Below are 24,521 nucleotides of genomic sequence, written 5' to 3'. Positions count from 1 at the left end.
GAAGCTTTTTTTATGGCTGTAAATTTTGTTTTCTTATTTGAAAGCGTAAACAAGACCAACTCCAAGAACTTGTCGTAACTGCATTCTTGGTCCGTCGTTTACTTGCGTTTTGTTTCCAGTTGTTGGATCGACAACGTCTTTTTTGGTTTTAATATCATCATCATAAATTAAATGAACTCCGATATTGGCTTTTACATAAGCATTAACCACAAGGTCTAAACGAGTATCATAATCAATATCGACATTTCCGAATTTATTTAGATAATCGGTATACAAGCTTAATCTGTTCTCATAAAAAACGTTTTTGTAGATTTCGTTTTTCATATAAGCTGTAAAAAGAATACCAAATTCGGCTTTTACCTTTTGACCTTCTTCAATTAATATTTGTTGTGTAGGATCTAGCGGATCTGGCGCATAAACCGCTTTCTTAACCCCGAAAGAACCTTGGTTTGCAAGATATTGATCTAATACTAAAGTAGTTTTTAACGTAATAGGTGAGAAGTAAAAAACTCTATTTTTCTTCTTATTTGCATTCTCGGCTCCAGCTCCCAGAAAGATATACGCTGGTGCGAAAGGTTTAGAGATTGCGACCTCTCTATTTGGATAATTGTAACCGTTGGTAAACTGTGTATTGAAGTTTAATTTTGAAGAATAATACCAGTTTGATGCAGTATCTTTTCTAAACCCGTAAGTCGAGTTAAACTGAAGAGCGTCGTCTGTTTTTCTTAATTCAGTTCCGTCTTGTTTGTTTAAACCGTATTTTACAATAAGTTCGTTAACCCATTTATGATTTTTCTTTGTATAAGTTCTACCAAATTCCCCTTTAAATAAACCTGAAATAGAACTTGTTCCCCCGGCACTCCAGTTGACAAAAGCAATTTCTGAAATGTCAAAACCTAATTGGTTCTTTTGTGCCCAGTTCGAGGGCGGTTTAGGCACTTGATTCGGACTTAAAGTGGTTTGTATAATTTGGGCGAAGATTGTCGAATTACTTAGTAGTAAAAATAGTAAAAGGGTTGAACGTAATAATTTCATTTGGTAATTGTTTTGGTGTCGCAAAATACTTATTTTGAACCGTTAGAAAAAAGATTTACTAGACTTTTAACGTCAATATTACATAATTGTTGCAGTTGTGCTACAGTTCCGTGCTCTATAAATTCATCTGGAATACCTAAAATTTCAATATTATTTTTGAAATTATTTGATGCTGCAAATTCTAAAACGGCACTTCCAAAACCGCCTTTTTTAACTCCGTCTTCAATTGTAATAATGTTTTCGAAGTTAGAAAATATAGTTTTTAATGTATTGATGTCTAGTGGTTTAATAAAGCTAAAGTTATAATGTGCAATGGTTTCAGAATGAGTTGATTCTTTCAGAGCTTCTATAACATTATTTCCAATTGTTCCGGCCGACAGAACAGCAATTTTCGTACCATCTTTTAAGCATTTTGCCTGACCAATTTGTATTTTTTCATAATGTCCGAAATTTTCTACTTCCCAATTGGGTAAAACGCCACGTCCTCTCGGATATCGAATTGCAATTGGATGAGGTAATCCTAATTGAGCAGTGTAAAGAATATTTTGGAGTTCAATTTCATTAAGAGGTGCATAAATCATCATATTTGGAATAGAACGCAGATAGGCAATATCAAAAACGCCGTGATGTGTTGCGCCGTCTTCGCCAACCAAACCAGCTCTGTCCAAACAAAATATTACGGGTAAATCCTGTAGAGCAACGTCATGAATAACCTGATCGTAAGCACGCTGTAAAAAAGTCGAGTAAATATTGCAATACACTATCATACCCTGCGTTGCCATTCCAGCGGCAAGTGTTACGGCATGCTGTTCGGCAATTCCAACATCAAAAGCACGTTCTGGCAGTTCATCCATCATAAACTTTAATGAACTTCCAGATGGCATCGCTGGCGTGATTCCGATTATTTTTTCATTTTTTCGGGCTAAATCTAAAATCGTTAAACCAAAAACGTCCTGATATTTGGGTGGAAGATTTTCCTCCGATTTTAATTGCAATTCACCTGTTAATGCATCAAATTTTCCAGGAGCATGATATTTCACCTGATTTTCTTCTGCCTGTTGCAATCCTTTTCCTTTTGTTGTTACAATATGAAGAAATTTAGGACCTTTTATCTTTTTTAAACGATTTAATTCGGCAATTAAAGTTGGAAAATCATGTCCGTCAATCGGACCTGAATAATCAAAATTCAATGATTTGATCATGTTGTTTTTTCTCGGATTTTTACCTTCTTTTACAGCAGTAAGATATTTTTTCAATGCGCCCACACTCGGATCAATTCCGATTGCGTTATCATTTAAAATCACCAATAAATTAGAGTCGGTAACTCCTGCATGATTTAAACCTTCAAAAGCCATTCCGCTCGCAATAGAAGCATCTCCGATGACTGCAATATGTTCTTTTTCAAAATCTCCTTTAATTTTAGAAGCAATTGCCATTCCTAAAGCAGCAGAAATAGATGTAGAAGAATGTCCAACACCAAAAGTATCGTAAATGCTTTCGCCTCTTTTTGGAAAACCAGAAATTCCGTCTATTTGTCTGTTGGTATGAAAAATTTCTCGTCTCTCGGTCAGGATTTTATGTCCGTAAGCTTGATGTCCAACATCCCAAACCAATAAATCTTCGGGAGTATTAAAAACATAATGTAAGGCAATAGTAAGTTCTATAACACCTAAACTCGCTCCTAAATGACCTTCTTTTACAGAAACGACATCAATAATAAACTGACGTAATTCTTGAGCAACTTGAGCAAGCTGTTCTTCTTTTAAAAGACGTAAATCGGCTGGATTGTATATGTTAGAAAGTAAATCGCTTTTCATTATCAAGGTAAAAAGCAAATTTACGGTTTTAAATTTATTTTTTATGGAGATTAAAATGCTATTGGTAATGAATACTGCATTTTGGTCTTTTTTCCATCTAATAAACCTGGCTGCCATTTAGGACACGCTTTTAAAACTCTTATGATTTCCTGTTCTAAACTCTTGTCAATCGCAGGTTCAGATTGTAAGTACGACATTGAACCATCTTTTTCTACTGCAAATGAAATTTTTATTTTAGAATTTTTGAGATATTGATCTTCAGGAGTTTTAAATTCTTTCGAAAAAAAAGTATAGAACTGATCAATTCCTCCTGGAAATTCGGCATTAACATAACTGGCAACTTCTCCATTGATATAGATAGGTTCTTTGGCAACCTGCTTTTTGTTGTTGTTTGTTTTCTCAGATTTAACGCATACAGACTTATCCGTTCCTTTAGGATTGACAAACTTAACCTTATTGACTTTTGGTGGAGGTGGCGGAGGTACAACATTATGAATGGTATCATTTTCGTCAATTGCTGGTTCTCCAACCATAATAGGCTCAGTTGATGTAGTTTTTGTAACAACCTCTATTTTTTCAATTTTCTTCTTTTTACCGTCTTTATCTGCACAGCTGAATAAGGTTGTTCCCATAGCAATAAACAAAGCAAGTAGGAACATTTTACGATAATTAGTTTGTGAATATAAAATACGATCAGGAATTTGAACTGTAATAGAATCTAATTGCGATTTTCTAAACCTTCCGCAAACTTTTTGATTGTTATTTTGAATAAAAAACTGCTGAATGTCTTCAGAAAGCATATCAGTAAAATCAATAACCGTTTTAGAACAGCTCAAACAAAAGCGACCATTTTCATTTGGAGTCATTTGATCCCAGTTTTCGTGACAAGGTTTTGGTATCGTGATTTTATGTTTATTATTCATATTAATTTTTAAATGAAAGTGGTAAAATGTAAGATGATCGGACAGTTTTGTTTTTGAATTTACCTGGAATCCATTCAGGAGCAGATTCTAAAATCTTAATAATATCTTTTTCATTTTCTGCAGATGTGTTTTTAGTAACTTTAAAATTAGTCAAAGTACCATCTTTTTCTACAACAAATAATAGAGACATTTCTCCTTTTTTTGAAGAAGTGTAATTCTTAGAGACATAAGCATAGAATTTTTTCATTCCACCTTTTGGAGCGGGTAAAATGTCTAAATCATTTGAATTGTAAATTGTAGAATACCTAAAAGGTTCTTCTTTGGGCATTATTAACTTTCCAATTACAAAATTATTTGGATTTTCTTTGACACGTTTTTGTTTTTTAGATTCAATTTGATGCCCATAACATGATGAAACATCTTCATCTTGATTTTGAGTAGTATTATTAACAATTTCGATTTGATCAATTTTTTTCTTGTTTCCTTCTTTATCTGCACAACTAAACAAAGTTGTTCCCATGGCAACAAACAAAGCCAGCAAAAACATTTTGTGATAGTTTGTCTGAGAATATAAAACACGATTTGGAATTTGAATCGTAATACGATCTAATTGTGATTTTTTAAATCTGCCACAAATTTTCTGATTTTGATTTTGAATGAAGTAATGCTGAATTTCTTCAGGAAGCATCGAAGTAAAGTCAATAACCGTTTTAGTACAACTCAAACAAAATCTTCCATTGTCTTTTGGAGCCATTTGATCCCAATTTTCTTGACAGGGTTCAGGAATCGTTATTTTGTATTTGTTTTCCATGCTCTAATTTAGTTGGTTTGACTAACAAGTTTCTCATTCTTGTTGACAAGATTAATTGAAACTATTTTTGAAATTTTTCTGTTTTTTCTTTCCGTATTTAGACTGTCTTTTTGCAAAACAATATTCATTCTAATAGTGTCAGGGCTTGCTTTTCCATTAAATATTTTGGGCATCCATTTTACTTTTGAATTTTTTAAAACCCGAATCATTTCTTCTCCAACGTCATGACCAATATTGTCAAAAACTTTAAATTGCTCCAAAGTTCCCAATTTATTTACCACAAAAGAAACCTCAATTTCTCCCGTAATTCGTCTGGCTTTTTTAGGAATTTGAAATTCATTTTTAATGTAGGTATTAAATCTTTCAAATCCGCCAGGATATTCAGGAGATGATATTTCAAAGTTTTCAATAGCAGGTAAACCAGTAACAGTTCCAGAATAATCATCATGGTAATATCCAACAGCTTCTGCAGTACCGCCATTTATAGTCTCTACGCTGATAGATGATGGAAGAGTGGAAGGTGGTTTTTGCGATAAACTTTTGTCGTTATTAGGTTTGGTAAGATCTTTTGGCCCACTATCTTCGACAACTTCTATTTTGTCAATTGTTATCTTATTTCCTTCATTATCAGCACAGCTAAATAACGTAGTTCCCATAGTGATAAATAATGCCAACAAAAATATTTTATGATAATGGGTTTGCGTATATAAAACACGATTAGGAATTTGGATAGTAATACTTTCTAATTGCGATTTTCTAAATCTACCACAAATCTTTTCATTTTTATTTTGAATGAAAAAATGTTGAATTTCTTCAGGAAGCATAGAAGTAAAATCAATAACCGTTTTAGAACAGCTCATGCAGAAACGCCCATTTTCATTTGGTGTCATCTGATCCCAGTTTTCATGGCAAGGTTCTGCTATGGTTATTTTATGTTTTTTTTCCATGTTCGAATTTCAAAATTTAAATGTAATAAAAATAATAATGTGTAAAGTTTTACTTTTGCAATTATGGAAAATCCTTTCACCGACGAATATTTTATGAAAAAAGCCCTGCAGGAAGCAGAAGAAGCCTACTTAAAAGGCGAAATTCCTGTTGGAGCTGTAATTGTTGTGGCTGACAAAGTAATTGCGAGAAGTCATAACCTTACCGAACTACTAAATGATGTTACGGCACATGCCGAAATGCAGTCTATAACAGCAGCAGCTAATTTCCTTGGCGGGAAATATCTAAAAGATTGTACGCTGTATGTTACTTTAGAACCTTGCCAAATGTGTGCAGGTGCTTTGTATTGGAGTCAGATTTCTAAAATCGTTTTTGGTGCACGTGACGAACAACGCGGATTTCTAAACATGGGAACAAAACTGCATCCTAAAACAACTGTTGTTTCTGGTGTAATGGCAAATGAAGCAGCCGATTTAATGAAACGTTTTTTTCTGGAAAGACGTAAATAAAAATAGCATGACAGACTTCTCAACAATAAAAAAGCTATTTCACATTAGTGAATCAAATGGTTTTGCAAAAGATGAAATTCAGGAAGTTAAAAATATTTTCGGACAACTTCCAGAAGTTTTTGTTGATTATTATACTGAATTGGGTAAAATTCAGAATTTAAATCAAACGCAAGATTCTTTAAATACTCCAAACGATTTTAAACATTTTCAGCATGAAGATTATTTGATTTTTTATGCAGAAAATCAACGAGTTTGTGTTTGGGGAATTCATAAAGACGATTTGTCAAAACCGAATCCGCCTGTGTATATGAGTTATGATGAAAAGACTTGGAATCTGGAAACGGAAACTTTAAAAGACTTTTTTACTGCAATGGCATATTTACAAGCTGGATTTGCATTAGATTTTACTTGTGATACATTTTATGAAATCGAGCCGAATGAATTGGATTTCATCGCTCAAAATTTTTCGAACAAAGGAGTTTCTTTTAGGCAATGGGTTGAGGGAGTCCAATTTTATGGGAACCAAGATGATGACGTTATTGTGGTGATGAGCAATAATCAGGTTTTTTATGCTTCAAATACTGAAAGCCACTTTCTTGAAATGGATAAAGTTTTGTCTAAACTGGGAACAGAACTTTAAAATACTTTTTTACGAATATTTTGGCTTAAAACAGATAGCCCATGTAAGCGCATAAGAATATCATAAAGCAATTAAAACAAACAATATTGTAAAAAGTATTCTCCGAAAACCCCTTTTTTGAAAGCAATATTCTAATACTTATTCCTAGCGAAACAAGGAGGACAAGACAAGTATAAAATTGAATTCCATTAATGCTTAGGCTACTAGAAAGTAAAGAGGTGTAATCATTTGTTTTAGACTTTACATTTGTTACAGATTTGAAAAATAAAGAACTTTCAATTGTAATATTATTTTCATCGATAAATTCTTTTGCAGTAGAAAAAGTAAATCCTTTTTGCGTAAAATAATGATAAGAAACCTTTTGTCTGGATTTTCCCGATGTCTGAACAGCGTAATGAGTAATTATATCATTAGTTTTTGAAGTAGGTAAAACGTAATAATCTGCAAAAGCAATCAAAACAAAAAAGGATATTACACCCAGCAAATAAATAATTACATTTTTGTTCTTTATAATAAATTCATTTTCAGTAGAATATGTTTGTGAATTACGTGTCATGAAATCAAATTTTAAAAGTGAGAAATATATTATATTTTTCTGATCCAATAACATAAAACTTCAACAAAAGTTAAATAATCATTGCTAAAGAATTTTCTTCTTAAAAGATTACAAAAATATTTTACTTTTATCATAATTTAATTTGTGTTTTGCTGTTATGGCTTAAAGCAGACACCTATTAAATTTCAAAAAATGTTAACCAATTAACTCCAGATAAAAGTGAAAGCAAAAGGACTATTTCTCGTATTTTTTGTGTTTTTTATTTTTCAATCCTGCGGACGCAAATCAGCTGCAGATTTTAATTCCGATTTTTCTTTATTTAAAGACTACATTACCAGTTTTACAGGCGGTATCGTTTCGGCAGATTCTGATATTCGTGTGGTTTTGGCATTCGATAAAAACGACTGGAAACCCAATCAGGAATTAGATGATGATTTGTTCGATATTTCGCCAAGTGTTCACGGAAAAGTAATAGCGCTTTCTACCAATACATTAGCTTTTATTCCAGAGAAAAAATTAAAAGCAGGAACAGAATATCAAGTGACTTTAAACTTAGATAAACTGACTGCGATTCCGAAAGAGAAAGAAAAGGAACTTTCAAAATTCAACTTTACAGTTAAAACTGTTAAACAGGATTTTACCATCAATACAGCCGACATTCAGTCGTATAGTAAAGAATATCAGTATTTAAACTGTACATTAAAAACGGCAGACAATATTGATTTGGAAACCGCTATTAAATTGGTAAAGGCCAAACATAATGGAAATGACCTTAAAATTAAGTTTGATAAAAATCCGAGTTTAGGTAAAGAATTTCATTTTATAATTGACAGTATTCAGCGTCAATCAGAAGCTTCAAATTTGGAGATTATTTATGACGGAAATGATTTTGATATCGATCAGAAAGGTCAGATCGATTTCCCAATCACCAGCATCAATGAATTTAAGGTTATAAAAGTGGAAGTTCCAGACGGAAACAATCAGCAGGTTTTAATTAACTTCTCTGAACCTTTAGAAAAAGGACAGGATTTTGCTGGATTGGTTTCGATTCAAAATACTAATAACCTTAAGTTCTCTACTCAAGGAAACTTACTTAAAGTATATTTTACAAACCAAAATGCGCCTAAAAAAGAAGAGCCAATAGCAGTAGCAGTAGAAGAACCTGTTGCAGTAGCAGTAGATTCGGCTGCAGTTGTGGTTGATTCAGCTGCCGTTGCAGTGGATTCTGCCGCTGCAGTTGTAGAAGAAGCCGTTGAATATATACCAGATGCAGAACCGGAACAAGTTGTTACAGGTGAATTATTATTGGAAGTTTTTCAGGGAATCGAAAGCCAGTACGGTAAAAAGCTGGAAAACAATTACAGCGAGAAAATCTCATTTGATCAGATCAAACCCAATATTCGTTTTATTAAAAACGGAACGATTCTGCCAAGTTCAAACAATTTAAAACTGAATTTTGAAGCGGTGAATCTGAGTGCTGTTGATGTAAAAGTGTATAAGATTTATAAAAACAACATTCTGCAATTTCTTCAATACAATGAATTAAACGGAGGACAAAACCTTAAAAAAGTCGCGCAGCCGATTGCGAAAACAACGCTAAATTTAAGAGAAAGCACACTTGTAAATCTCTCAAAATGGAATACCTATGCTTTAGATTTATCTAAAATTATAAAACCAGAACCAGGAGCAATTTACAGAGTGGAATTTGTATACAAGAAGAAATATTCGCTTTATAAATGTGAAACTTCAGACAATAATGAAGATGAAGCCGAGGAAGAAGAAGTGGACGAAAATGATGTAAACTACAGCGGAAACTCTTACGACGATTACTATTATTATGACGATTATGACTGGAGAGAAAGCCAAGATCCTTGTACAGGTTCATACTATTACAATGCCAGAATTGCGACTAATATTTTAGCTACAGATTTAGGAGTTATTGCTAAAAGAGGAGAAAATAAATCGTATTTATTTGCTGTAAATAATATTGTTACAACAGAACCAGTTTCAAATGCAAGAGTAGAATTGTACAATTTCCAACAGCAGAAAATAGGTTCTGAAGCAACAAGCAGTGAAGGAATTGCGTCTTTCCAATTAGACAAATTCGCTTATTTTGCGATTGTTACTTTAGGAGATCAATCGACTTACGTGAAGTTGGATGATGGACTTTCTTTATCAGTAAGTAATTTTGATGTTGCAGGTGAGACTTTACAAAAAGGTTTAAAAGGATTTATTTACGGAGAAAGAGGCGTTTGGCGTCCTGGAGATAATTTGTATTTATCATTTATTTTGAATGATGCAGCGAATAAACTGCCGAAATCACATCCAATTAAGTTCCGATTAAACGATCCAAACGGAAAAACAGTTTATCAAACCGTTCAGAAAACAAATGATCTCAATCATTATGCCTTTACAGTGCCGACAAACCAAGATGCGCCAACAGGAAACTGGGAAGCAATGGTAAGCGTTGGAGGTGCGAAATTCTATAAGAGTATTAAAATTGAAACGATCAAACCAAATCGTTTGAAAATCAAAAATACATTTAGCAGAAAAACACTTTCTGCATCTTATCCAAATACAGATAATCTGGAAGTAACTTGGCTTCATGGGGCAATTGCAAAGAATTTGAATGTAGAAATGCAGGCTAAATTCTCTCAGCAAGGCACAACTTTCAAAGGATACGAAAAATATACTTTTGATGATTTAGCACGCCAATTCAGTACAGAAGAAATCAATGTTTTCTCAGGAAAATTAAACGAAAACGGAAAAGCTTCAATAAACATTCAGCCAAGATTACAAGGTCAGGCACCGGGAATGTTGCGCGCTTCATTCATTACAAAAGTGTATGAAGAAGGCGGAGATTTCAGTACGGATGTAATGTCAACTACTTATTCTCCATACAAAACCTATGTTGGAGTTAAAACGCCAGAGTTGAACAAATATAGTATGCTTGAAACAAGAGCAAACAATCGTTTTGATGTCGTAACAGTTGATGAAAACGGAAGACCAAAATCGGTTCGTAATCTTGAAGTTCGAGTTTACAAAGTAGATTGGAGATGGTGGTGGGATTCTTCAAGCGATAATTTATCGAATTATAACTCGTCGAATGCAACGACTTCATACAAAACTTTCGTAATCAATACAGATTCAAGCGGAAAAGGAAGTTTCCAGTTTGCCTTAGCAGATGAAGAATGGGGACGTTATTTAATTCGTGTTGCCGATCAGGAAGATGGTCACGCTACATCTTTAACAGTAAATATCGACTGGCCAATCTGGTCTGGAAAAACACGTAATAGAGATGCATCAACGGCTAATATGTTAGTATTCTCAACAGATAAGAAAAACTATGCTGTTGGAGAAAAAGCACAGATTTCTTTCCCTTCAAGTGAAGGCGGACGTGCTTTGATTTCTGTAGAAAACGGATCAAGAGTAGTGCAGACTATTTGGGCAGAAACTAAAAAAGGAGAAACCAAAGTTGAAATTCCAATTACGGGAGAAATGGCACCAAATGTATATTTCAATATTACATTATTACAGCCTCATGCTTCAACTAAAAACGATTCACCAATTCGTATGTATGGAATTGTGCCAATCGAAGTAGTAGATAAAAATACCATTTTGGCACCAACTCTTAATATGCCGGATGTATTAAGACCAGAACAGCCATTTACAGTAAAAGTGGGCGAAAAATCAGGTAAAGAAATGACCTATACCATTGCAGTTGTCGATGAAGGGCTTTTAGATTTAACTCGTTTTAAAACACCAAATGCTTGGGATAGTTTCTATGTTCGTGAAGCTTTAGGAGTGAAAACTTGGGATATTTACGATGATGTAATTGGCGCTTATGGTGGAAAAATAAACCAAATTTTCAGTATTGGTGGTGACCAGGATTTAGGCGGAGGAAAAGCTAAAAAAGCAAACCGTTTCAAACCTGTTGTATTGTACTATGGACCATTTAAACTAGAAAAAGGAGAAACAAAATCACATCAATTAAAATTGCCAAAATATATTGGATCAGTTCGTACAATGGTTGTGGCAGGCGATGCAAAAACAAGCGCTTACGGAAGTGTTGAAAAAGCAACACAAGTTAAGAGTCCATTAATGGTTTTGGCTTCGTTGCCAAGAAAAATTTCACCATCAGAAAAAGTAACGCTTCCGGTAACGGTTTTTGCGACTGAAAACAAAATTAAAAATGTTTCGATTCAGGTAAAAACAAGTAACGGATTAAAAGTAATGGGAAGTGCAGTTCAAAGTTTGAATTTTGCGCAACCAGACGAGAAAATGGCGTATTTTAATTTGGTCGTAGGATCTGCGACTGGAATTGCAAAAGTTCAGGTAATTGCAACATCCGGAAGCGAGAAATCAGTTTACGATGTGGAAATTGATATGACAAATCCGAATCCGGTTACGAGTACTTTTACCGATGTTGTTTTGACGCCAAATAGTACTAAAACAATTTCATGGAAAACTTTTGGAATTGCAGGAAGCAACAAAGCAAGACTGGAAGTTTCGTCAATGCCATCTATGAATTTGAACGGAAGATTACAATTCTTGATTCAGTATCCTCACGGATGTGTGGAGCAGACGACTTCATCAGTTTTTCCACAATTGTATTTAGGCGATGTGGCAGATATTGATGCAAAACGCAAAGATCTGATTCAGAAAAATATTGCAGCTGGAATTGCCAGATTGGGTAATTTCCAATTGTCAAATGGCGGTCTTCCGTATTGGCAAGGAAATGCAATTGCAGACGATTGGGGAACTTCTTATGCTGGACATTTCTTGATTGAAGCGGAGAAAAAAGGATATGTATTACCAATAAACTTCAAATCAAAATGGCTGTCGTATCAGCAAAAAGAAGCGAAACAATGGCGTTTTGAACCGAAATACGGAAATGATTTAGCACAGGCATATCGTTTATATACTTTGGCTTTAGCTGGAAATGCCGATTTATCTGCAATGAACAGATTAAGAGAAACAAAAGGTATTTCGAATGAAAGTATGCTTCGTTTGGCTGCAGCTTATGTTTTAGCAGGTCAAAAATCAGCAGGGCAAAGTTTATTCTTGAAAACAAGTATTGACGGAAGTTCAGATGGTTACAGCTATTACTATTATGGTTCAAGCGAAAGAAATAGAGCAATGGCTTTAGAAACAATGCTTTTATTGGATCAAAAACAAAAAGCATTTGTAACAGCAACGAAATTAGCTAAGGAAATGTCAGCAAATCAATGGATGAGCACGCAGACAACGGCTTATTGTTTATATGCAATGTCGAAATTTGCAGTGAGCAACGGTCCAAAAGGAATCAATATTCAGTTTAGTAAAAACGGAAAAGGAGAAACAATCAACACAGGAAAATCGGTTGCAGATCGCAGTTTGTCTGTTGCTTCTGGTACAAACAGTATTACGCTTAAAAACAATAAAACAAATACGGTTTATGTTCGCGTCTTGAACACTGGAATTTTGCCAATCGGACAAGAAAATGCCGTTCAAAGCGATGTTACGGCTTCGATTGTGTTCAAAGACAGAAAAGGAAGTGTGATCAATGTTTCCAAAATCAACCAAGGAACTGAATTTGTTGCTGAGGTTACCATTAAAAACCAAAGAGGTGAAAGTGTTCAAAACGTTGCGTTATCGCAAATTTTGCCTTCAGGATTTGAGATCGTAAATACTCGTTTCACGGATTATGGAGATGCAGTAAACAACATTGCAGATTATATAGATATCCGCGACGACAGAACAAATTTCTATTTCGGAATGAAAGCAAGAGAAACGAAAGTTTTCCGTATTCTGTTAAACGCATCCTATTTAGGAAATTATTACCTGCCTGGATTACAATGCGAAGCAATGTACGATAATACATTCTTAGCAAGAACAAAAGGCTTCTGGGTTGAGGTGGTGAAATAAAGTTGTTAGCCACAGATTATAAGTATTAAAAGGATTTTTTTTAATCTGTGCTAATCTTTATAATCTGTGCCAAAAAAATATGATTAAAATGCCTCCCGCAGATTTTGCAGATCAAGCAGATAAAAATAAATCTGCACAATCTGCGAAATCTGCGAGAGAAAAAAATAGAGCAACTTAATATAGCCACAGATTATAAGGATTAAAAAGATTTTTAGAAATCTGTGCTAATCTGTGTAATCTGTGGCAAAAAAAATATGATTAAAAAGTCTCTCGCAGATTTTGTAGATCAAGCAGATAAAAGAAATCTCTAAAATCTGCGGAATCTGCGAGAGAAAAAACTTTGCGAACTTTGCGCATTACTTAGCGTCTTTGCGGTTAAAAAAAACAAGCATTGAAAAATAAAATTAAAGCATTCCTCCAGCGCATTTTCAACTGGATTAAAAAAAACAAAATAAAATCAGCAATTGCATTTCTGCTCTTGCTGATTTACTATTTTTCGATACCTCGAACATTATTCAAAGAACCCTATTCAACCGTTATAGAAAGCAAAGAAGGAGAACTTCTCGGGGCTAAAATTGCTCGTGACGGACAATGGCGTTTTCCAGAACAAGACAGTGTTCCTGATAAGTTCAAAAAATGCATTGTTTATTTTGAAGACGAATACTTTTATAAACATCCCGGTTTTAATCCAGGTGCAATGATCAATGCTTTCAAGCAAAATAAAAAAGCAGGAAAAGTAGTGAGAGGCGGAAGCACCTTGACACAACAGGTAATTCGATTATCACGAAAAGGAAAAAACAGAACCTATTTCGAAAAAATAATAGAAATTATTCTCGCGACCAGATTAGAGTTAGGCTATTCTAAAAATGAAATTCTCGAAATGTATGCAGCTCATGCGCCATTTGGAGGAAACGTTGTGGGATTAGAAATGGCTTCATGGCGCTATTTCGGCGTTCAATCTAATCAATTATCATGGGCAGAAAATGCAGTTTTGGCTGTTTTACCGAATGCGCCAAGTTTGATTTATCCAGGAAAAAATCAAATTAAACTATTAAATAAACGAAACCGACTTTTATTAAAACTCCATCAAGAAGGCATAATCGACAAGCAGACATACGAACTTTCGATCGAAGAGCCATTACCTCAAAAACCATATGATCTGCCTCAAATCGCGCCGCATTTGCTTCAAAGAGTCGCTAAAAATGAAGAAGGGACAAGAGTAAAAACTACAATTGATTATGCGCTGCAAAATAGAGTCAATCAAATTGCGAGATATTATTACAATCAATACAAACAAAATGAAGTTCACAATCTGGCGATTTTGGTAATTGATGTTCAAAACAGAAATGTAATGAGTTATGTTGGAAATTCTCCAGCCGATGCAGATCATCAAAAAGATGTCGATATTATCGATGCGCCAAGGAGTACTGGAAGTATATTAAAACCGCTTTTGTACGGAGCTATGTTAGACGATGGCGAATTGCTTCCGAATACTTTAATTGCTGATATTCCGACACAGATTTCGGGTTATACACCTCAAAACTTTAATCTGACTTTTGACGGAGCAGTTCCTGCACATCGCGCATTATCACGTTCGTTAAATATTCCTGCCGTTTTGATGTTGCAGGATTTTAGCGTAAATAAATTTTATGAAGAACTGCAGAAATTCAAATTAAGGAATATCAATAAAACACCCGATCATTACGGGCTTTCGTTGATTTTAGGAGGTGCAGAAAGTAATTTGTGGGATTTATGCCGAACATATGCGAATCTTTCGTCTACGGTCAATTATTACACAAAAAATAAAGGGCAATACCGAACAAACGAATTTACCGAACTCAATTATAAAAATGATTTTAAACCCGATTTTGGATCAGAAACCAACCAAAAGAATATTTTGGGCGCAGGTTCAATTTGGCTGACTTACAATGCAATGGAAGAAGTCAACAGACCTGAAGGAGACGAAGCTTGGAAGTTTTATGACAGTTCGCTTAAAATTGCTTGGAAAACAGGAACCAGTTTCGGAAATAGAGATGCTTGGGCTATTGGAACAAATTCCAGATATGTAGTTGGAGTTTGGGTTGGAAATGCAACAGGCGAGGGAAGACCAACTCTAACGGGAGTTACCAGCGCGGCACCAATTTTATTTGATGTTTTTAATTTATTGCCAAGACAAAGATGGTTTGATACTCCGTACCATGATTTAGCAGAAGTTGAGGTTTGTCGATTAAGCGGTTATCTGGCAAAAGATAATTGCCCAAAAATCAAACAATGGGTTCCTAAAAAAGGAAAATCTACGAAAGTTTGTCCGTATCATAAAACGATTCATTTAGATAAAAAAGAACAGTTTCAGGTTAACAGCAGTTGTGAAAATATCGATAACATTGTGACTAAAAACTGGTTTGTATTACCTCCGGTTATGGCGTGGTATTACAAAAGCCAACATATAGAATATCTACCGTTGCCACCGTTTAAAGAAGGTTGCGAAGGAACGCAAACCACAACAATGGATTTTATTTACCCCAAAGCAAATAGTAAAATCTATTTAACAAAGGATTTTAATAGTAACGTGCAACCAGTAATTTTAAAAGTAGCGTATTCTGAAAGGGATAAAGAGCTATTTTGGTATGTTGACGATGTGTATAAAGCCACAACCAAAACGTTCCATGAATTGCCAATTACGCCAACAACAGGAACGCATTTTATTACAGTTGTGGATGCTTCTGGAAACGAAATTAGAAGAAAAATTGAAATTGTAAGAGAATAATAAATATTGAAACCATGAAAGTAATATACGTATACTTAGTAATTCTCGTTCTATCAATATTGTTTAATAATTATACATTATTTGGACTTATATTCGTTGGAGGAAATACTGAAAAAATTATGATTCTATGGTCTTTTCTTTATACAGTTATATTTCCAATAAAATCAATGTTGGTAATTTTTGAGAGGTATAAATTTTCTTCAAATTTATATAAATATCTCTTATTTGTTTCTATAAGTTATCTCGCAAGTCTTCTTTTGTCAAGTATGGTTTTTTTTGACTTTAGAAGCTTTAGATTAAGGGGAAATGGAGGTACAAAATATGTATTATATACAATTTATTTTGTCGCTTTTGTTTCTTCCCTAAGTTCTTTATTATTTTTTCTATGGAGGAGAAGAAAAGTTAAGATTTTGAAAGAGTAGTTTACTGGATAATATTAAATTTTTGATAAGCATTTTTAGATTCTCCATTAAATCTTAAAGTAATTCCAGTAGTAAATCCTTTAAATACAGCTGTATTTTCATTTGTATATGGAAAAGAGTAACCAATGCCTAAATCAATTACATTTAAAAAGGTAAGTCCGCCTAATACATAGGCATTTTTATGAGAGCTTCCTGTTTTTATAAATAGAAGTTCTTTGCTGTAGTATAAATGTATATCAGGCAGTCCGTAATAATTTCCGTTATAACTATTTGTAATTCCAAAACCTGCTCCGATTAATAATTTGTTTTCCTTTTCACAAGACAGGCAAAATTCTATGCCTCCTGTTAAGAGACTTTTGTTGGCTATTTTATAATCCAGATAAAAAATTGGTAATTTAGATTCAGGGATTTTGAATCCTCTATTCTTATTTTGGTTATAATTAAAATTGTTTGCATCAATTATTTTTCCATCAGCATTAAACCATTCGGCTTTGCCGAATAAGTATTTAGCGTCAAAGTCACTTGAATAACCTTGAAATTGTAACTGATTATTGTCCAGATAATAATCTTTAATAACAAAAAGAGAATCGACGTTTTCTATTTTGTAGCCGACAGCTTTTTTTGTATTTATTCTTAGAGGTTTAATTCGGTAATATAGAGCGTTTTCTTTATTGACGACTTTCCAGTTTTTATCAAAAAAGATCGTATCATTTTGAGCAGACATTTTTGAGTGATATAAAAACAAAGCAAAAACAATAGGAAGTAAAACTTTAAAATTTGGCTGAGAGATATTGAAAGGCATTATAATATTATTTAACCTTCAAAAGTAAGAAAAATAATATTTTTATTATTGTTTTTACATAAAAAAAACCGCCAATCTTTCGAAAGGCGGTTTTGTTTTATTCTGAAATAACATTTCCTTTTTTATCGTAGAAATGATATTCTAAGTACGTGTAAGCGTCACGAGGTATGATTTTCACCCATTTCTTATGTTCAAAAAACCATTTTGAACGTAATGATGGAAAACCTTTACTGAGGTATGCAGCCACAAACGGATGTGTGTTAAGCACAACTTTATTGTGGGTTTTTAAAAGTCTTTCTAAATCAGAGGTGATCTTGTCAATTATTAATATTGGTGCTTCAATTTCACCATTGACTTTATTTGGATCTTCTTCTCTGGTTTTAATATTAACTTCTGGTCTTACGCGCTGTCTTGTAATCTGGACCAAACCAAACTTACTTGGCGGTAATATTTTATGCTTTGCTTTATCGTCGCTCATTTCTTCTCGCAAGAAGTCGAACAAAACTTTCCTGTTTTCTGGATTAGACATATCGATAAAATCAACTACGATAATTCCGCCCATATCGCGCAAGCGTAGTTGTCTTGCGATTTCTGCAGCGGCAATCATATTTACTTCCATGGCTGTATCTTCCTGGTTGGTTGCTTTGTTAGAACGGTTTCCGCTATTTACGTCTATAACGTGAAGAGCTTCAGTGTGTTCAATGATAAGATAAGCACCTTTACTCATGGAAACAGTTCGGCCAAAAGAAGTTTTGATTTGTCTCTCTATATTGTATTTCTCAAAAATCGGAGTGTCATTTGATTGATAAAACTTAACAATCGATTGTTTTGAAGGCGCAATTTCTTGCAGATAATCCTTCGTTTGATGGTACAACTCTTCATCATCTATTTGAATACCGCTGAAGGTATCATTAAATACATCTCTTAATATTGAAGAAGCTCTATTAAGCTCTCCTAATACTTTTGACGGATGATGAGCAGTTGGTAATTTTTTACACATTGCAGTCCATCTGCTAAGCAGGTTCTGCAAATCTTTTTCTAATTCGGCTGTATTTTTGCCTTCGGCTACTGTACGAACAATAACACCAAATCCTTTAGGTTTGATCGATAGAACAAGTTTTTTTAAACGGTCTTTTTCTTTCTTGTCTTCTATTTTTTGAGAAATAGAAACACGGTCAGAAAACGGAACCAGAACGATAAATCTTCCTGCCAGTGAAAGCTCAGCGCTTATTCTTGGACCTTTGGTAGATATAGGTTCTTTTACAACTTGGACTAAGACAGATTGATTGGCACTTAAAATATCAGTAATGATGCCATCTTTGTCAATCTCTTTTTCAAACTGAAAGGTTTTTAGGGAGAAATCTTTTATTTTACCTGCGCTTACAAGTTTTATGAATTTCAGTTGGGAAGCTAAGTTTGGACCTAAATCGTGATAATGTAAAAAAGCATCTTTTTCAAAGCCTACATTTACAAAAGCAGCATTAAGTCCAGCAACTGGTTTTCTGATTTTGGCAATAAAAATATCACCAACCTGAAAGTTGCTTGTTTCTTGTTCTTTGTGTAATTCAATTAGTTTTCCATCTTTTAATAAGGCAAAATCTACGGCTTCAGAACTAGATCTAATGATTAATTCTTTATTCACACTGTAAATTTTTATCTGTTTTTTCAGAAAATAGAGAAAAGAGAAAAGAGAATAGACTTAATAAAAATCTAAAATCTGGAATCTAAAATCTAAAATCTTATCTACAGATGGATTAAACAATATTTTTAACAGGTATTTACCCGGAGGAGTTAGTTGCCAGTTTTCAGTGGCAGTAAGCAGTTTTAGGCTGCAAACTTTAAACTGTGACGAGACTATCAAACTCCAATTTCAATGAACTTTTAAAAAGAAAAAAGTAGTTTAAAACTACTTTTTCTTTTTGTGACGGTTAGCTCTCGCTCTTTTCTTACGTTTGTGAGTAGCTACCTTATGTCTCTTTCTTTTTTTACCACTTGGCATATCGTGTCTGATTTATGTTAATTAATATTATTTTGCTTCGTTGTTTGTTTTAACTCCTTCTACAAAAACTTTTGCAGGTTTAAACGCAGGAATGTTGTGTGCTGGAATTTTAATTGTAGTGTTTTTAGAAATGTTTCTTCCAGTTTTTTCAGCTCTAGTTTTAACGATAAAACTACCAAAACCTCTTAGGTAAACATTGTCTCCAGTCTCTAAAGAAGTTTTAACTTCTTCCATAAAAGTTTCTACTGTTGCTTGAACGTCTCCTTTTTCAAGACCTAGTTTCTCTGAAATCTTCGCTACGATATCTGCTTTCGTCATTTTCTTTCCTATTTTATTTTATAAATGGTGTACTATTTTTTTGAGTTTGCAAATATAGGAATTAAAAAAATAATTAATCAAGCTAATTCGTTAAATTTTAATTACATAAACATTTACTTTTGTATTCTAAGTATTTTCGAATGGATTTTTCTAACATATTGATAAAATGGTATTTACAAAACAAGCGTGATTTACCTTGGCGAAAAACGGTCGATCCGTACCATATTTGGCTCTCAGAAATTATGCTTCAGCAGACAAGAGTTGCGCAAGGAATGCCGTATTTTTTTGCATTTACCAAGGAATTTCCTACTGTAAAAGATTTAGCTGATGCCTCAGAAGAGCAAGTTTTGAAACTTTGGCAGGGTTTAGGGTATTATTCGAGAGCTCGAAATCTTCATAAAACAGCTCAATATATTGCATATGACTTAAATGGAGTTTTTCCAGATTCTTATAAAGAACTTTTAAAACTAAAAGGAGTTGGTGAATATACTGCAGCCGCAATTGCTTCTTTCTCTTATAATGAAGCGGTTCCTGTTGTCGATGGAAATGTGTTTCGCGTATTGTCTAGATATTTTGATGTAGAGTCTGACATTGCGCTGCCGGCAACTAAAAAAGAATTTACTGCTTTGGCTCAAGAGTTAATGCCTAAAGATAATCCTGCAGTTTTTAATCAGGCTATAATGGAGTTTGGCGCCTTACAATGTGTGCCTAAAAGTCCAGATTGTACAAATTGCGATTTTAATAACAGTTGTGCGGCATTACAAAAAGGAAAAGTTAGTCAGCTTCCTGTTAAGTCTAAAAAAATAAAAGTATCTAATCGCTTCTTTAATTATTTAATATTAGAAGATGTTTACGGTAATACTTTAATTCAGAAAAGAACTGCAAAAGGAATCTGGCATAATTTATATGAGTTTCCGCTTTTAGAAACATTATCGATTGCAGATTTTGAAACCGTTTCAAAAATAACCAAAGAAGAAATGTTTAATCAATATACTATTATAGGTATAGAAGATTATAATGAATCTACGATTGTACACAAACTTTCGCATCAGCACCTACATATACAGTTTTGGAAAATTAGAGTGAAAGAAAAAATTGAAAATGGAGTTGATGCCGAAAAATTAAAAACTTTTCCTTTTCCTATTGTGATTTACAATTTTATAGAAAAGCAGGAAATAAATTGCTAAAAAAATGTATCTTTGGTAGAAATACCACCAAAAACTATGAACGGAACATTAAATAAAGTGATGCTTATTGGCCATTTAGGCGATGATGTGAAGATGCATTATTTTGATGGAGGAAACTGCATCGGACGTTTTCAGCTGGCTACCAATGAGGTATACATCAATAAAACGACCAATGAAAAAATAACTTCCACAGAATGGCATAATTTGGTTGTTAGAAATAAAGCAGCAGAAATCTGTGAAAAATATCTCTCTAAAGGAGATAAGATTTATGTGGAAGGAAGAATAAAATCTCGTCAATGGCAAGCCGAAGACGGAACTACAAAATATACGACAGAGATTCAAGTTACAGAGTTTACTTTTCTGACTACCAAAAAAGAAACTGCACATACCAAACAAAATCAGGAGGCAGAACCAACAAAAAATACTAACTTTGATGCTCCTAACGAAGGGCTTCCGATTAATGATCTGCCTTTCTAAGAGATGTTTAACTAATTTTATGCAATTTGGACCCAGAGCCCAGTTTACTTTTTTCTACCAATTTTGACGCTAATTTAATTATTGGTTTCGTCGGAATTTTTATTTTGTTATTTCTTTCAGCTATAGTTTCTGGGGCTGAAGTCGCTCTTTTTTCTTTATCGCAGCAGGACATTGATGATACTCTTAACGATAATCTTGCAAAAGGTAAAATTATTTCCAATTTATTAGATAAACCTAAAAAGCTTTTGGCAACATTACTTGTTGCAAATAACTTTTTTAACATTGGCGTAGTTATTTTGTTTGCTTATATGGGGCAGAATATTTTTGCCAGTGTAAGTTCAGTAGCTTTCAAATTCACATTAGAAGTTGTTTTAGTTACTTTTCTAATTTTATTGTTTGGCGAAGTGCTTCCTAAAGTTTACGCCAGCAGAAATAGTATTCGTTTTGCTAAACGCGTGGCTTATCCGTTGGCATTTTTAGATAAAGTACTTTCTCCAGTAAGTTTGCCAATGCGTGCGGTTACTATATATTTGCAGCATAAATTAGGGAAACAAAAAAATAATTTTTCAATCAATCAGCTTTCTCAGGCTTTGGAATTAACCGATTCTGAAGGAACTTCTACAGAAGAACAAAAAATCTTGGAAGGAATTGTTTCTTTTGGAAATACCGATACAAAGCAGGTAATGAGTCCGAGAATTGATATTTTTGCATTGGAAATATCAGAATCATTTGCTGAAATTTATCCAAAAATAATTGAAACAGGTTTTTCTAGAATTCCAGTTTATCGTGATAATATCGATCAAATTGAAGGGGTTCTTTTCGTAAAAGATTTACTGCCTCATATTGATAAAGAAGAATTTGATTGGGCGTCTTTGATTAGAGAAGCTTTCTTTGTTCCTGAAAATAAAAAGCTGGACAATCTTTTAAAGGATTTTCAAAGTTTAAAAAGTCATTTGGCTATTGTGGTTGATGAGTATGGAGGAACTTCTGGATTAGTTTCTTTAGAAGATGTTATTGAGGAAATAGTTGGAGATATTAGTGATGAGTTTGATGATGAAAATTTAAACTTCTCTCAAATTGATGATAATAATTTTCTTTTTGAAGGAAAAATAAACCTCAAAGATTTCTACAGAATTGTAGATGTGGATGAAGATGTTTTTGAATCTCATAAAGGAGAAGCAGAAACATTAGCGGGTTTTATTCTGGAAATTTTAGGTAATTTTCCGAAAAAAGATCAAAAAGTGCCTTTTGAAAACTGTGTGTTTACAGTAGAAACAGTTGATAAAAAGCGCGTAAAACAAATAAAAGTAACAATAAATAAAAATGTTTAATAGAATACTTTCAATAGCAGCAATTTTACTTGCTTTAACGGTTATAAGCTGTAAAAATGATGTCTTGCCAAAGCCAACAAGTTTTTTGCGATTAGATTATCCAGAAGCGAAATATGTGAATTTTGAAAATACTTGTCCGTTTGCTTTTGAAATGAATGAAGATGCTATTATTAAAGGAGAAAAAGAATGCAGTTTTGCAATTACTTATCCAAAAATGAAAGCAACAATTTATTTGACTTATAAGCCTGTAAATGGTAATATCGATAAGTTATTGCGTGATGCCCAAAAATTAACGTACGAACACGTAATTAAGGCAGATGATATTTTAGAACAACCGTATTTAAATCCACAAAAAAAGGTTTACGGAATGTTTTATCAAGTTGATGGAAATGCAGCGACAAATTCTCAGTTTTACGTTACCGACAGTACAAAACACTTTTTAATTGGTTCGATGTATTTTTACGCAAAACCAAATTTTGACTCGATTATGCCTGCTGCGAGTTATGTTAAAAACGATATGCAGCGTTTGATGGAAACGTTGAAATGGAAATAAATAAAAAAAGGAATCCAATTTGGATTCCTTTTTTTTATAATAATAGTTAGAATAATTTCAAACCGATGATTCCGATAATGATTAGAAAGGCGGATAAAAGTCTAAGAATGCTTGATGAATCACCAAAGAATAGTATCCCAACGAATAGTGTTCCAACAGCTCCGATTCCTGTCCAAACTGCATAAGCCGTGCCAATAGGAATTGTTTTTTGAGAATAAAATAATAAGCTTCCGCTTATAACCATTGATAGGACAGCGATAAATATCCATCCAAATTTATTACTGTTTGATTGTTGAGCCATTTTCAGACCTAAAGGCCAACCAATTTCGAAAATTCCTGCGATAACTAAAGCAATCCAATTCATTTTGTATAATTTAATATTGAAATGCAAAGTAACTTTCTAGTCTTGAATTATTTTTTGATGTAGATCAAAATCATTTAGTACTTTCTGATTCGGCTTAATGTTTCCTGAGTGATTCCTAGGTAAGATGCAATATGTCCCAAGTTGATACGATTAAGAAGATTGGGTTGTAGTCTTATGAGGGTTTTGTAACGTTCTGCGGCAGATTCTGTATGTAAAGAGACCGCCCTTTCTTCAAGAATAATACAGACTTCTTCGGCTATTTTTCTTCCAATTAAATTTAATTCAGGATAAGTGCGATACAAATCATTCAGGTCATTTGATGAAATAGAATAGATTTCTGAATCTTCGAGAAATTCTATGTTTTCAAATGATGGTTTATTGGCGTAAATTGGCAATATAGAGCCAAAAATTTGGTTTTCTTCTCCAAACCAAGTGTTAACTTCTTTTTGATTTCTATAGAAGTAAGCACGGATTAATCCTTTGGTGATTACAAAATAGCTGGATAAAATTTGACCATCTCTTAAAAAATGTTCATTCTTTTTTTTAAGAAAAAAGTTTGTTTTGCTATCAATTTCCTTTGCGGCTTCATTGCTGAGATTTCCGTATTTTAGAAATTGCTGAATAATTGGATTTTTGCCGTAAGATGTCATTTATTCTACTTTTTAAACAAAGAAAGGCGTTCATTTGAACGCCTTTCCAATAATTAAAATCAATTAAGATTTAAAATTCGAAACCTTATATGTTTTTCCGTCTCCAGTTTCTTGAACTACTTTTGTTAAAGACTCAGGATTTTGGATTGTTTTGTCGAAACTTACTGTTGCCGTTTTTTTGTCAAAATCGACTGTTGCTTTGTCAACTCCATCAAGATTTGCTAATTCTTCTTCGATTGTTTTAGCACATCCCATAGCGCAAGTCATTCCTTCAATTTGGAAACTTGCTGTTTGAAGATTTTCAGCAGCGATTGGTTTGTGTTCTTTTGGAGCGGTTTTTTCAGCATTTACAACTTCAAGACTTTTGTCTTCTGCTTTTTTACACCCAACAAATACTAATCCAGCGATTGTTGCGGCGATTAAGATTTTTGAAATTTTCATTATATATAAATTTTAAATTGCGAATTACTTTCCTGCAAAATTAATAAAAAGAGCGCGCTCAGTTCGT

At 33.5% G+C, this 24,521-nt stretch carries 20 protein-coding genes; 8 read left to right on the top strand and 12 right to left on the bottom strand.

Translation table 11 applies throughout. The features are described 5' to 3' along the window. Positions 1-33: 33 nt before the first annotated feature. The 5 genes from NQQ59_RS12435 to NQQ59_RS12415 are packed head-to-tail and all read right to left on the bottom strand — an operon-like array spanning position 34 to position 5,533. Positions 34-1,035 (bottom strand): DUF3078 domain-containing protein, encoded by a 1,002-nt coding sequence (locus NQQ59_RS12435; RefSeq protein ID WP_144215584.1) that lies wholly within the window; start codon positions 1,033-1,035, stop codon positions 34-36. A 29-nt stretch (positions 1,036-1,064) separates the two neighbouring features. Further along, entirely contained in the window at positions 1,065-2,852 is a 1,788-nt protein-coding gene (locus NQQ59_RS12430; protein WP_144219781.1) for a 1-deoxy-D-xylulose-5-phosphate synthase, read from the bottom strand. 50 nt (positions 2,853-2,902) lie between these two features. Continuing rightward, positions 2,903-3,775 carry an energy transducer TonB gene (locus NQQ59_RS12425; RefSeq protein ID WP_144215583.1) on the bottom strand — a complete coding sequence of 291 codons (873 nt, stop codon included), beginning with the start codon at positions 3,773-3,775 and terminating at the stop codon, positions 2,903-2,905. 1 nt (position 3,776) lies between these two features. Next, positions 3,777-4,586 (bottom strand): hypothetical protein, encoded by an 810-nt coding sequence (locus tag NQQ59_RS12420; RefSeq protein WP_144215582.1) that lies wholly within the window; start codon positions 4,584-4,586, stop codon positions 3,777-3,779. Positions 4,587-4,594: 8 nt separating this feature from the next. Further along, positions 4,595-5,533: an energy transducer TonB gene (locus NQQ59_RS12415; protein ID WP_144215581.1), complete on the bottom strand. Its 939-nt coding sequence runs from the start codon at positions 5,531-5,533 to the stop codon at positions 4,595-4,597. Positions 5,534-5,596: 63 nt separating this feature from the next. Between NQQ59_RS12415 and NQQ59_RS12410 the strand changes: the two genes are divergently transcribed. Next, complete coding sequence (locus NQQ59_RS12410; RefSeq protein WP_125722166.1) at positions 5,597-6,040, top strand: nucleoside deaminase; 444 nt, start codon at positions 5,597-5,599, stop codon at positions 6,038-6,040. Between the two features lie 7 nt (positions 6,041-6,047). Then, positions 6,048-6,680: a hypothetical protein gene (locus NQQ59_RS12405; protein ID WP_144215580.1), complete on the top strand. Its 633-nt coding sequence runs from the start codon at positions 6,048-6,050 to the stop codon at positions 6,678-6,680. A 25-nt stretch (positions 6,681-6,705) separates the two neighbouring features. Here the strand turns inward: NQQ59_RS12405 and NQQ59_RS12400 are convergent, their stop codons facing one another. After that, positions 6,706-7,236, bottom strand: a complete 531-nt coding sequence (locus tag NQQ59_RS12400) for a hypothetical protein (protein WP_144215579.1) — start codon at positions 7,234-7,236, stop codon at positions 6,706-6,708. 219 nt (positions 7,237-7,455) lie between these two features. Here NQQ59_RS12400 and NQQ59_RS12395 point away from each other — a divergent pair, with 219 nt between their 5' ends. Both NQQ59_RS12395 and pbpC read left to right on the top strand, forming a co-directional pair. After that, positions 7,456-13,143 carry an alpha-2-macroglobulin family protein gene (locus NQQ59_RS12395; RefSeq protein ID WP_144215578.1) on the top strand — a complete coding sequence of 1,896 codons (5,688 nt, stop codon included), beginning with the start codon at positions 7,456-7,458 and terminating at the stop codon, positions 13,141-13,143. A 391-nt stretch (positions 13,144-13,534) separates the two neighbouring features. Next, positions 13,535-15,910, top strand: a complete 2,376-nt coding sequence (gene pbpC, locus NQQ59_RS12390) for a penicillin-binding protein 1C (RefSeq protein WP_144215577.1) — start codon at positions 13,535-13,537, stop codon at positions 15,908-15,910. A gap of 423 nt (positions 15,911-16,333) precedes the next feature. Here pbpC and NQQ59_RS12385 read toward each other — a convergent pair whose 3' ends face one another. From NQQ59_RS12385 to NQQ59_RS12375, 3 genes are all read right to left on the bottom strand, one after another. Continuing rightward, on the bottom strand, positions 16,334-17,134 hold the full coding sequence (locus tag NQQ59_RS12385; RefSeq protein WP_144215576.1) for a hypothetical protein: 801 nt from the start codon (positions 17,132-17,134) through the stop codon (positions 16,334-16,336). Between the two features lie 97 nt (positions 17,135-17,231). Beyond that, entirely contained in the window at positions 17,232-18,776 is a 1,545-nt protein-coding gene (locus NQQ59_RS12380) for an Rne/Rng family ribonuclease (RefSeq protein ID WP_144215575.1), read from the bottom strand. Positions 18,777-19,160: 384 nt separating this feature from the next. Continuing rightward, on the bottom strand, positions 19,161-19,451 hold the full coding sequence (locus NQQ59_RS12375) for an HU family DNA-binding protein (RefSeq protein ID WP_007805026.1): 291 nt from the start codon (positions 19,449-19,451) through the stop codon (positions 19,161-19,163). 140 nt (positions 19,452-19,591) lie between these two features. Between NQQ59_RS12375 and mutY the strand changes: the two genes are divergently transcribed. Genes mutY through gldD form a run of 4 tightly spaced genes read left to right on the top strand, consistent with a single transcriptional unit; the run spans position 19,592 to position 22,999 of the window. Then, positions 19,592-20,638 (top strand): A/G-specific adenine glycosylase, encoded by a 1,047-nt coding sequence (gene mutY, locus NQQ59_RS12370; RefSeq protein ID WP_144215574.1) that lies wholly within the window; start codon positions 19,592-19,594, stop codon positions 20,636-20,638. Positions 20,639-20,674: 36 nt separating this feature from the next. Further along, positions 20,675-21,115, top strand: coding sequence for a single-stranded DNA-binding protein (locus tag NQQ59_RS12365; RefSeq protein ID WP_144219780.1), 441 nt, complete (start codon positions 20,675-20,677; stop codon positions 21,113-21,115). Between the two features lie 26 nt (positions 21,116-21,141). Continuing rightward, complete coding sequence (locus NQQ59_RS12360) at positions 21,142-22,446, top strand: gliding motility-associated protein GldE (RefSeq protein WP_144215573.1); 1,305 nt, start codon at positions 21,142-21,144, stop codon at positions 22,444-22,446. Beyond that, positions 22,439-22,999 carry a gliding motility lipoprotein GldD gene (gene gldD, locus NQQ59_RS12355; protein WP_144215572.1) on the top strand — a complete coding sequence of 187 codons (561 nt, stop codon included), beginning with the start codon at positions 22,439-22,441 and terminating at the stop codon, positions 22,997-22,999. The genes NQQ59_RS12360 and gldD overlap by 8 nt, the downstream gene beginning before the upstream one ends. Positions 23,000-23,045: 46 nt before the next feature. On the opposite strand, the gene NQQ59_RS12350 is transcribed toward gldD, so the two are convergent. The 3 genes from NQQ59_RS12350 to NQQ59_RS12340 form a co-directional block, all read right to left on the bottom strand. Continuing rightward, positions 23,046-23,363: a DMT family transporter gene (locus NQQ59_RS12350; protein ID WP_144215571.1), complete on the bottom strand. Its 318-nt coding sequence runs from the start codon at positions 23,361-23,363 to the stop codon at positions 23,046-23,048. A 74-nt stretch (positions 23,364-23,437) separates the two neighbouring features. Beyond that, the gene (locus NQQ59_RS12345; protein WP_144215570.1) at positions 23,438-24,013 is read right to left on the bottom strand and encodes a Crp/Fnr family transcriptional regulator; all 576 of its coding nucleotides are present in this window, start codon (positions 24,011-24,013) and stop codon (positions 23,438-23,440) included. 63 nt (positions 24,014-24,076) lie between these two features. Further along, positions 24,077-24,454 carry a heavy-metal-associated domain-containing protein gene (locus NQQ59_RS12340; RefSeq protein WP_144215569.1) on the bottom strand — a complete coding sequence of 126 codons (378 nt, stop codon included), beginning with the start codon at positions 24,452-24,454 and terminating at the stop codon, positions 24,077-24,079. Between the last annotated feature and the right edge of the window lie 67 nt (positions 24,455-24,521).

Origin of the sequence: Flavobacterium panacis (genome assembly GCF_024649945.1) — a bacterium.
In the GTDB taxonomy this organism is placed as follows: domain Bacteria; phylum Bacteroidota; class Bacteroidia; order Flavobacteriales; family Flavobacteriaceae; genus Flavobacterium; species Flavobacterium panacis.
Note: the sequence above shows the minus strand (reverse complement) of the source record. Positions and strands in the feature narration are given on the sequence as shown.

Excerpts from the sequence above, each read along its gene's own strand:
- NQQ59_RS12415 (WP_144215581.1), bottom strand. The coding sequence starts at position 5,533 with ATGGAAAAAAAACATAAAATAACCATAGCAGAACCTTGCCATGAAAAC.
- NQQ59_RS12410 (WP_125722166.1), top strand. The coding sequence starts at position 5,597 with ATGGAAAATCCTTTCACCGACGAATATTTTATGAAAAAAGCCCTGCAG.
- NQQ59_RS12375 (WP_007805026.1), bottom strand. The coding sequence starts at position 19,451 with ATGACGAAAGCAGATATCGTAGCGAAGATTTCAGAGAAACTAGGTCTT.
- NQQ59_RS12405 (WP_144215580.1), top strand. The coding sequence starts at position 6,048 with ATGACAGACTTCTCAACAATAAAAAAGCTATTTCACATTAGTGAATCA.
- NQQ59_RS12385 (WP_144215576.1), bottom strand. The coding sequence starts at position 17,134 with ATGCCTTTCAATATCTCTCAGCCAAATTTTAAAGTTTTACTTCCTATT.
- NQQ59_RS12365 (WP_144219780.1), top strand. The coding sequence starts at position 20,675 with ATGAACGGAACATTAAATAAAGTGATGCTTATTGGCCATTTAGGCGAT.
- NQQ59_RS12400 (WP_144215579.1), bottom strand. The coding sequence starts at position 7,236 with ATGACACGTAATTCACAAACATATTCTACTGAAAATGAATTTATTATA.
- NQQ59_RS12420 (WP_144215582.1), bottom strand. The coding sequence starts at position 4,586 with ATGGAAAACAAATACAAAATAACGATTCCTGAACCCTGTCAAGAAAAT.
- NQQ59_RS12425 (WP_144215583.1), bottom strand. The coding sequence starts at position 3,775 with ATGAATAATAAACATAAAATCACGATACCAAAACCTTGTCACGAAAAC.
- gldD (WP_144215572.1), top strand. The coding sequence starts at position 22,439 with ATGTTTAATAGAATACTTTCAATAGCAGCAATTTTACTTGCTTTAACG.
- NQQ59_RS12430 (WP_144219781.1), bottom strand. The coding sequence starts at position 2,852 with ATGAAAAGCGATTTACTTTCTAACATATACAATCCAGCCGATTTACGT.
- NQQ59_RS12435 (WP_144215584.1), bottom strand. The coding sequence starts at position 1,035 with ATGAAATTATTACGTTCAACCCTTTTACTATTTTTACTACTAAGTAAT.
- mutY (WP_144215574.1), top strand. The coding sequence starts at position 19,592 with ATGGATTTTTCTAACATATTGATAAAATGGTATTTACAAAACAAGCGT.
- NQQ59_RS12340 (WP_144215569.1), bottom strand. The coding sequence starts at position 24,454 with ATGAAAATTTCAAAAATCTTAATCGCCGCAACAATCGCTGGATTAGTA.
- NQQ59_RS12350 (WP_144215571.1), bottom strand. The coding sequence starts at position 23,363 with ATGAATTGGATTGCTTTAGTTATCGCAGGAATTTTCGAAATTGGTTGG.
- NQQ59_RS12345 (WP_144215570.1), bottom strand. The coding sequence starts at position 24,013 with ATGACATCTTACGGCAAAAATCCAATTATTCAGCAATTTCTAAAATAC.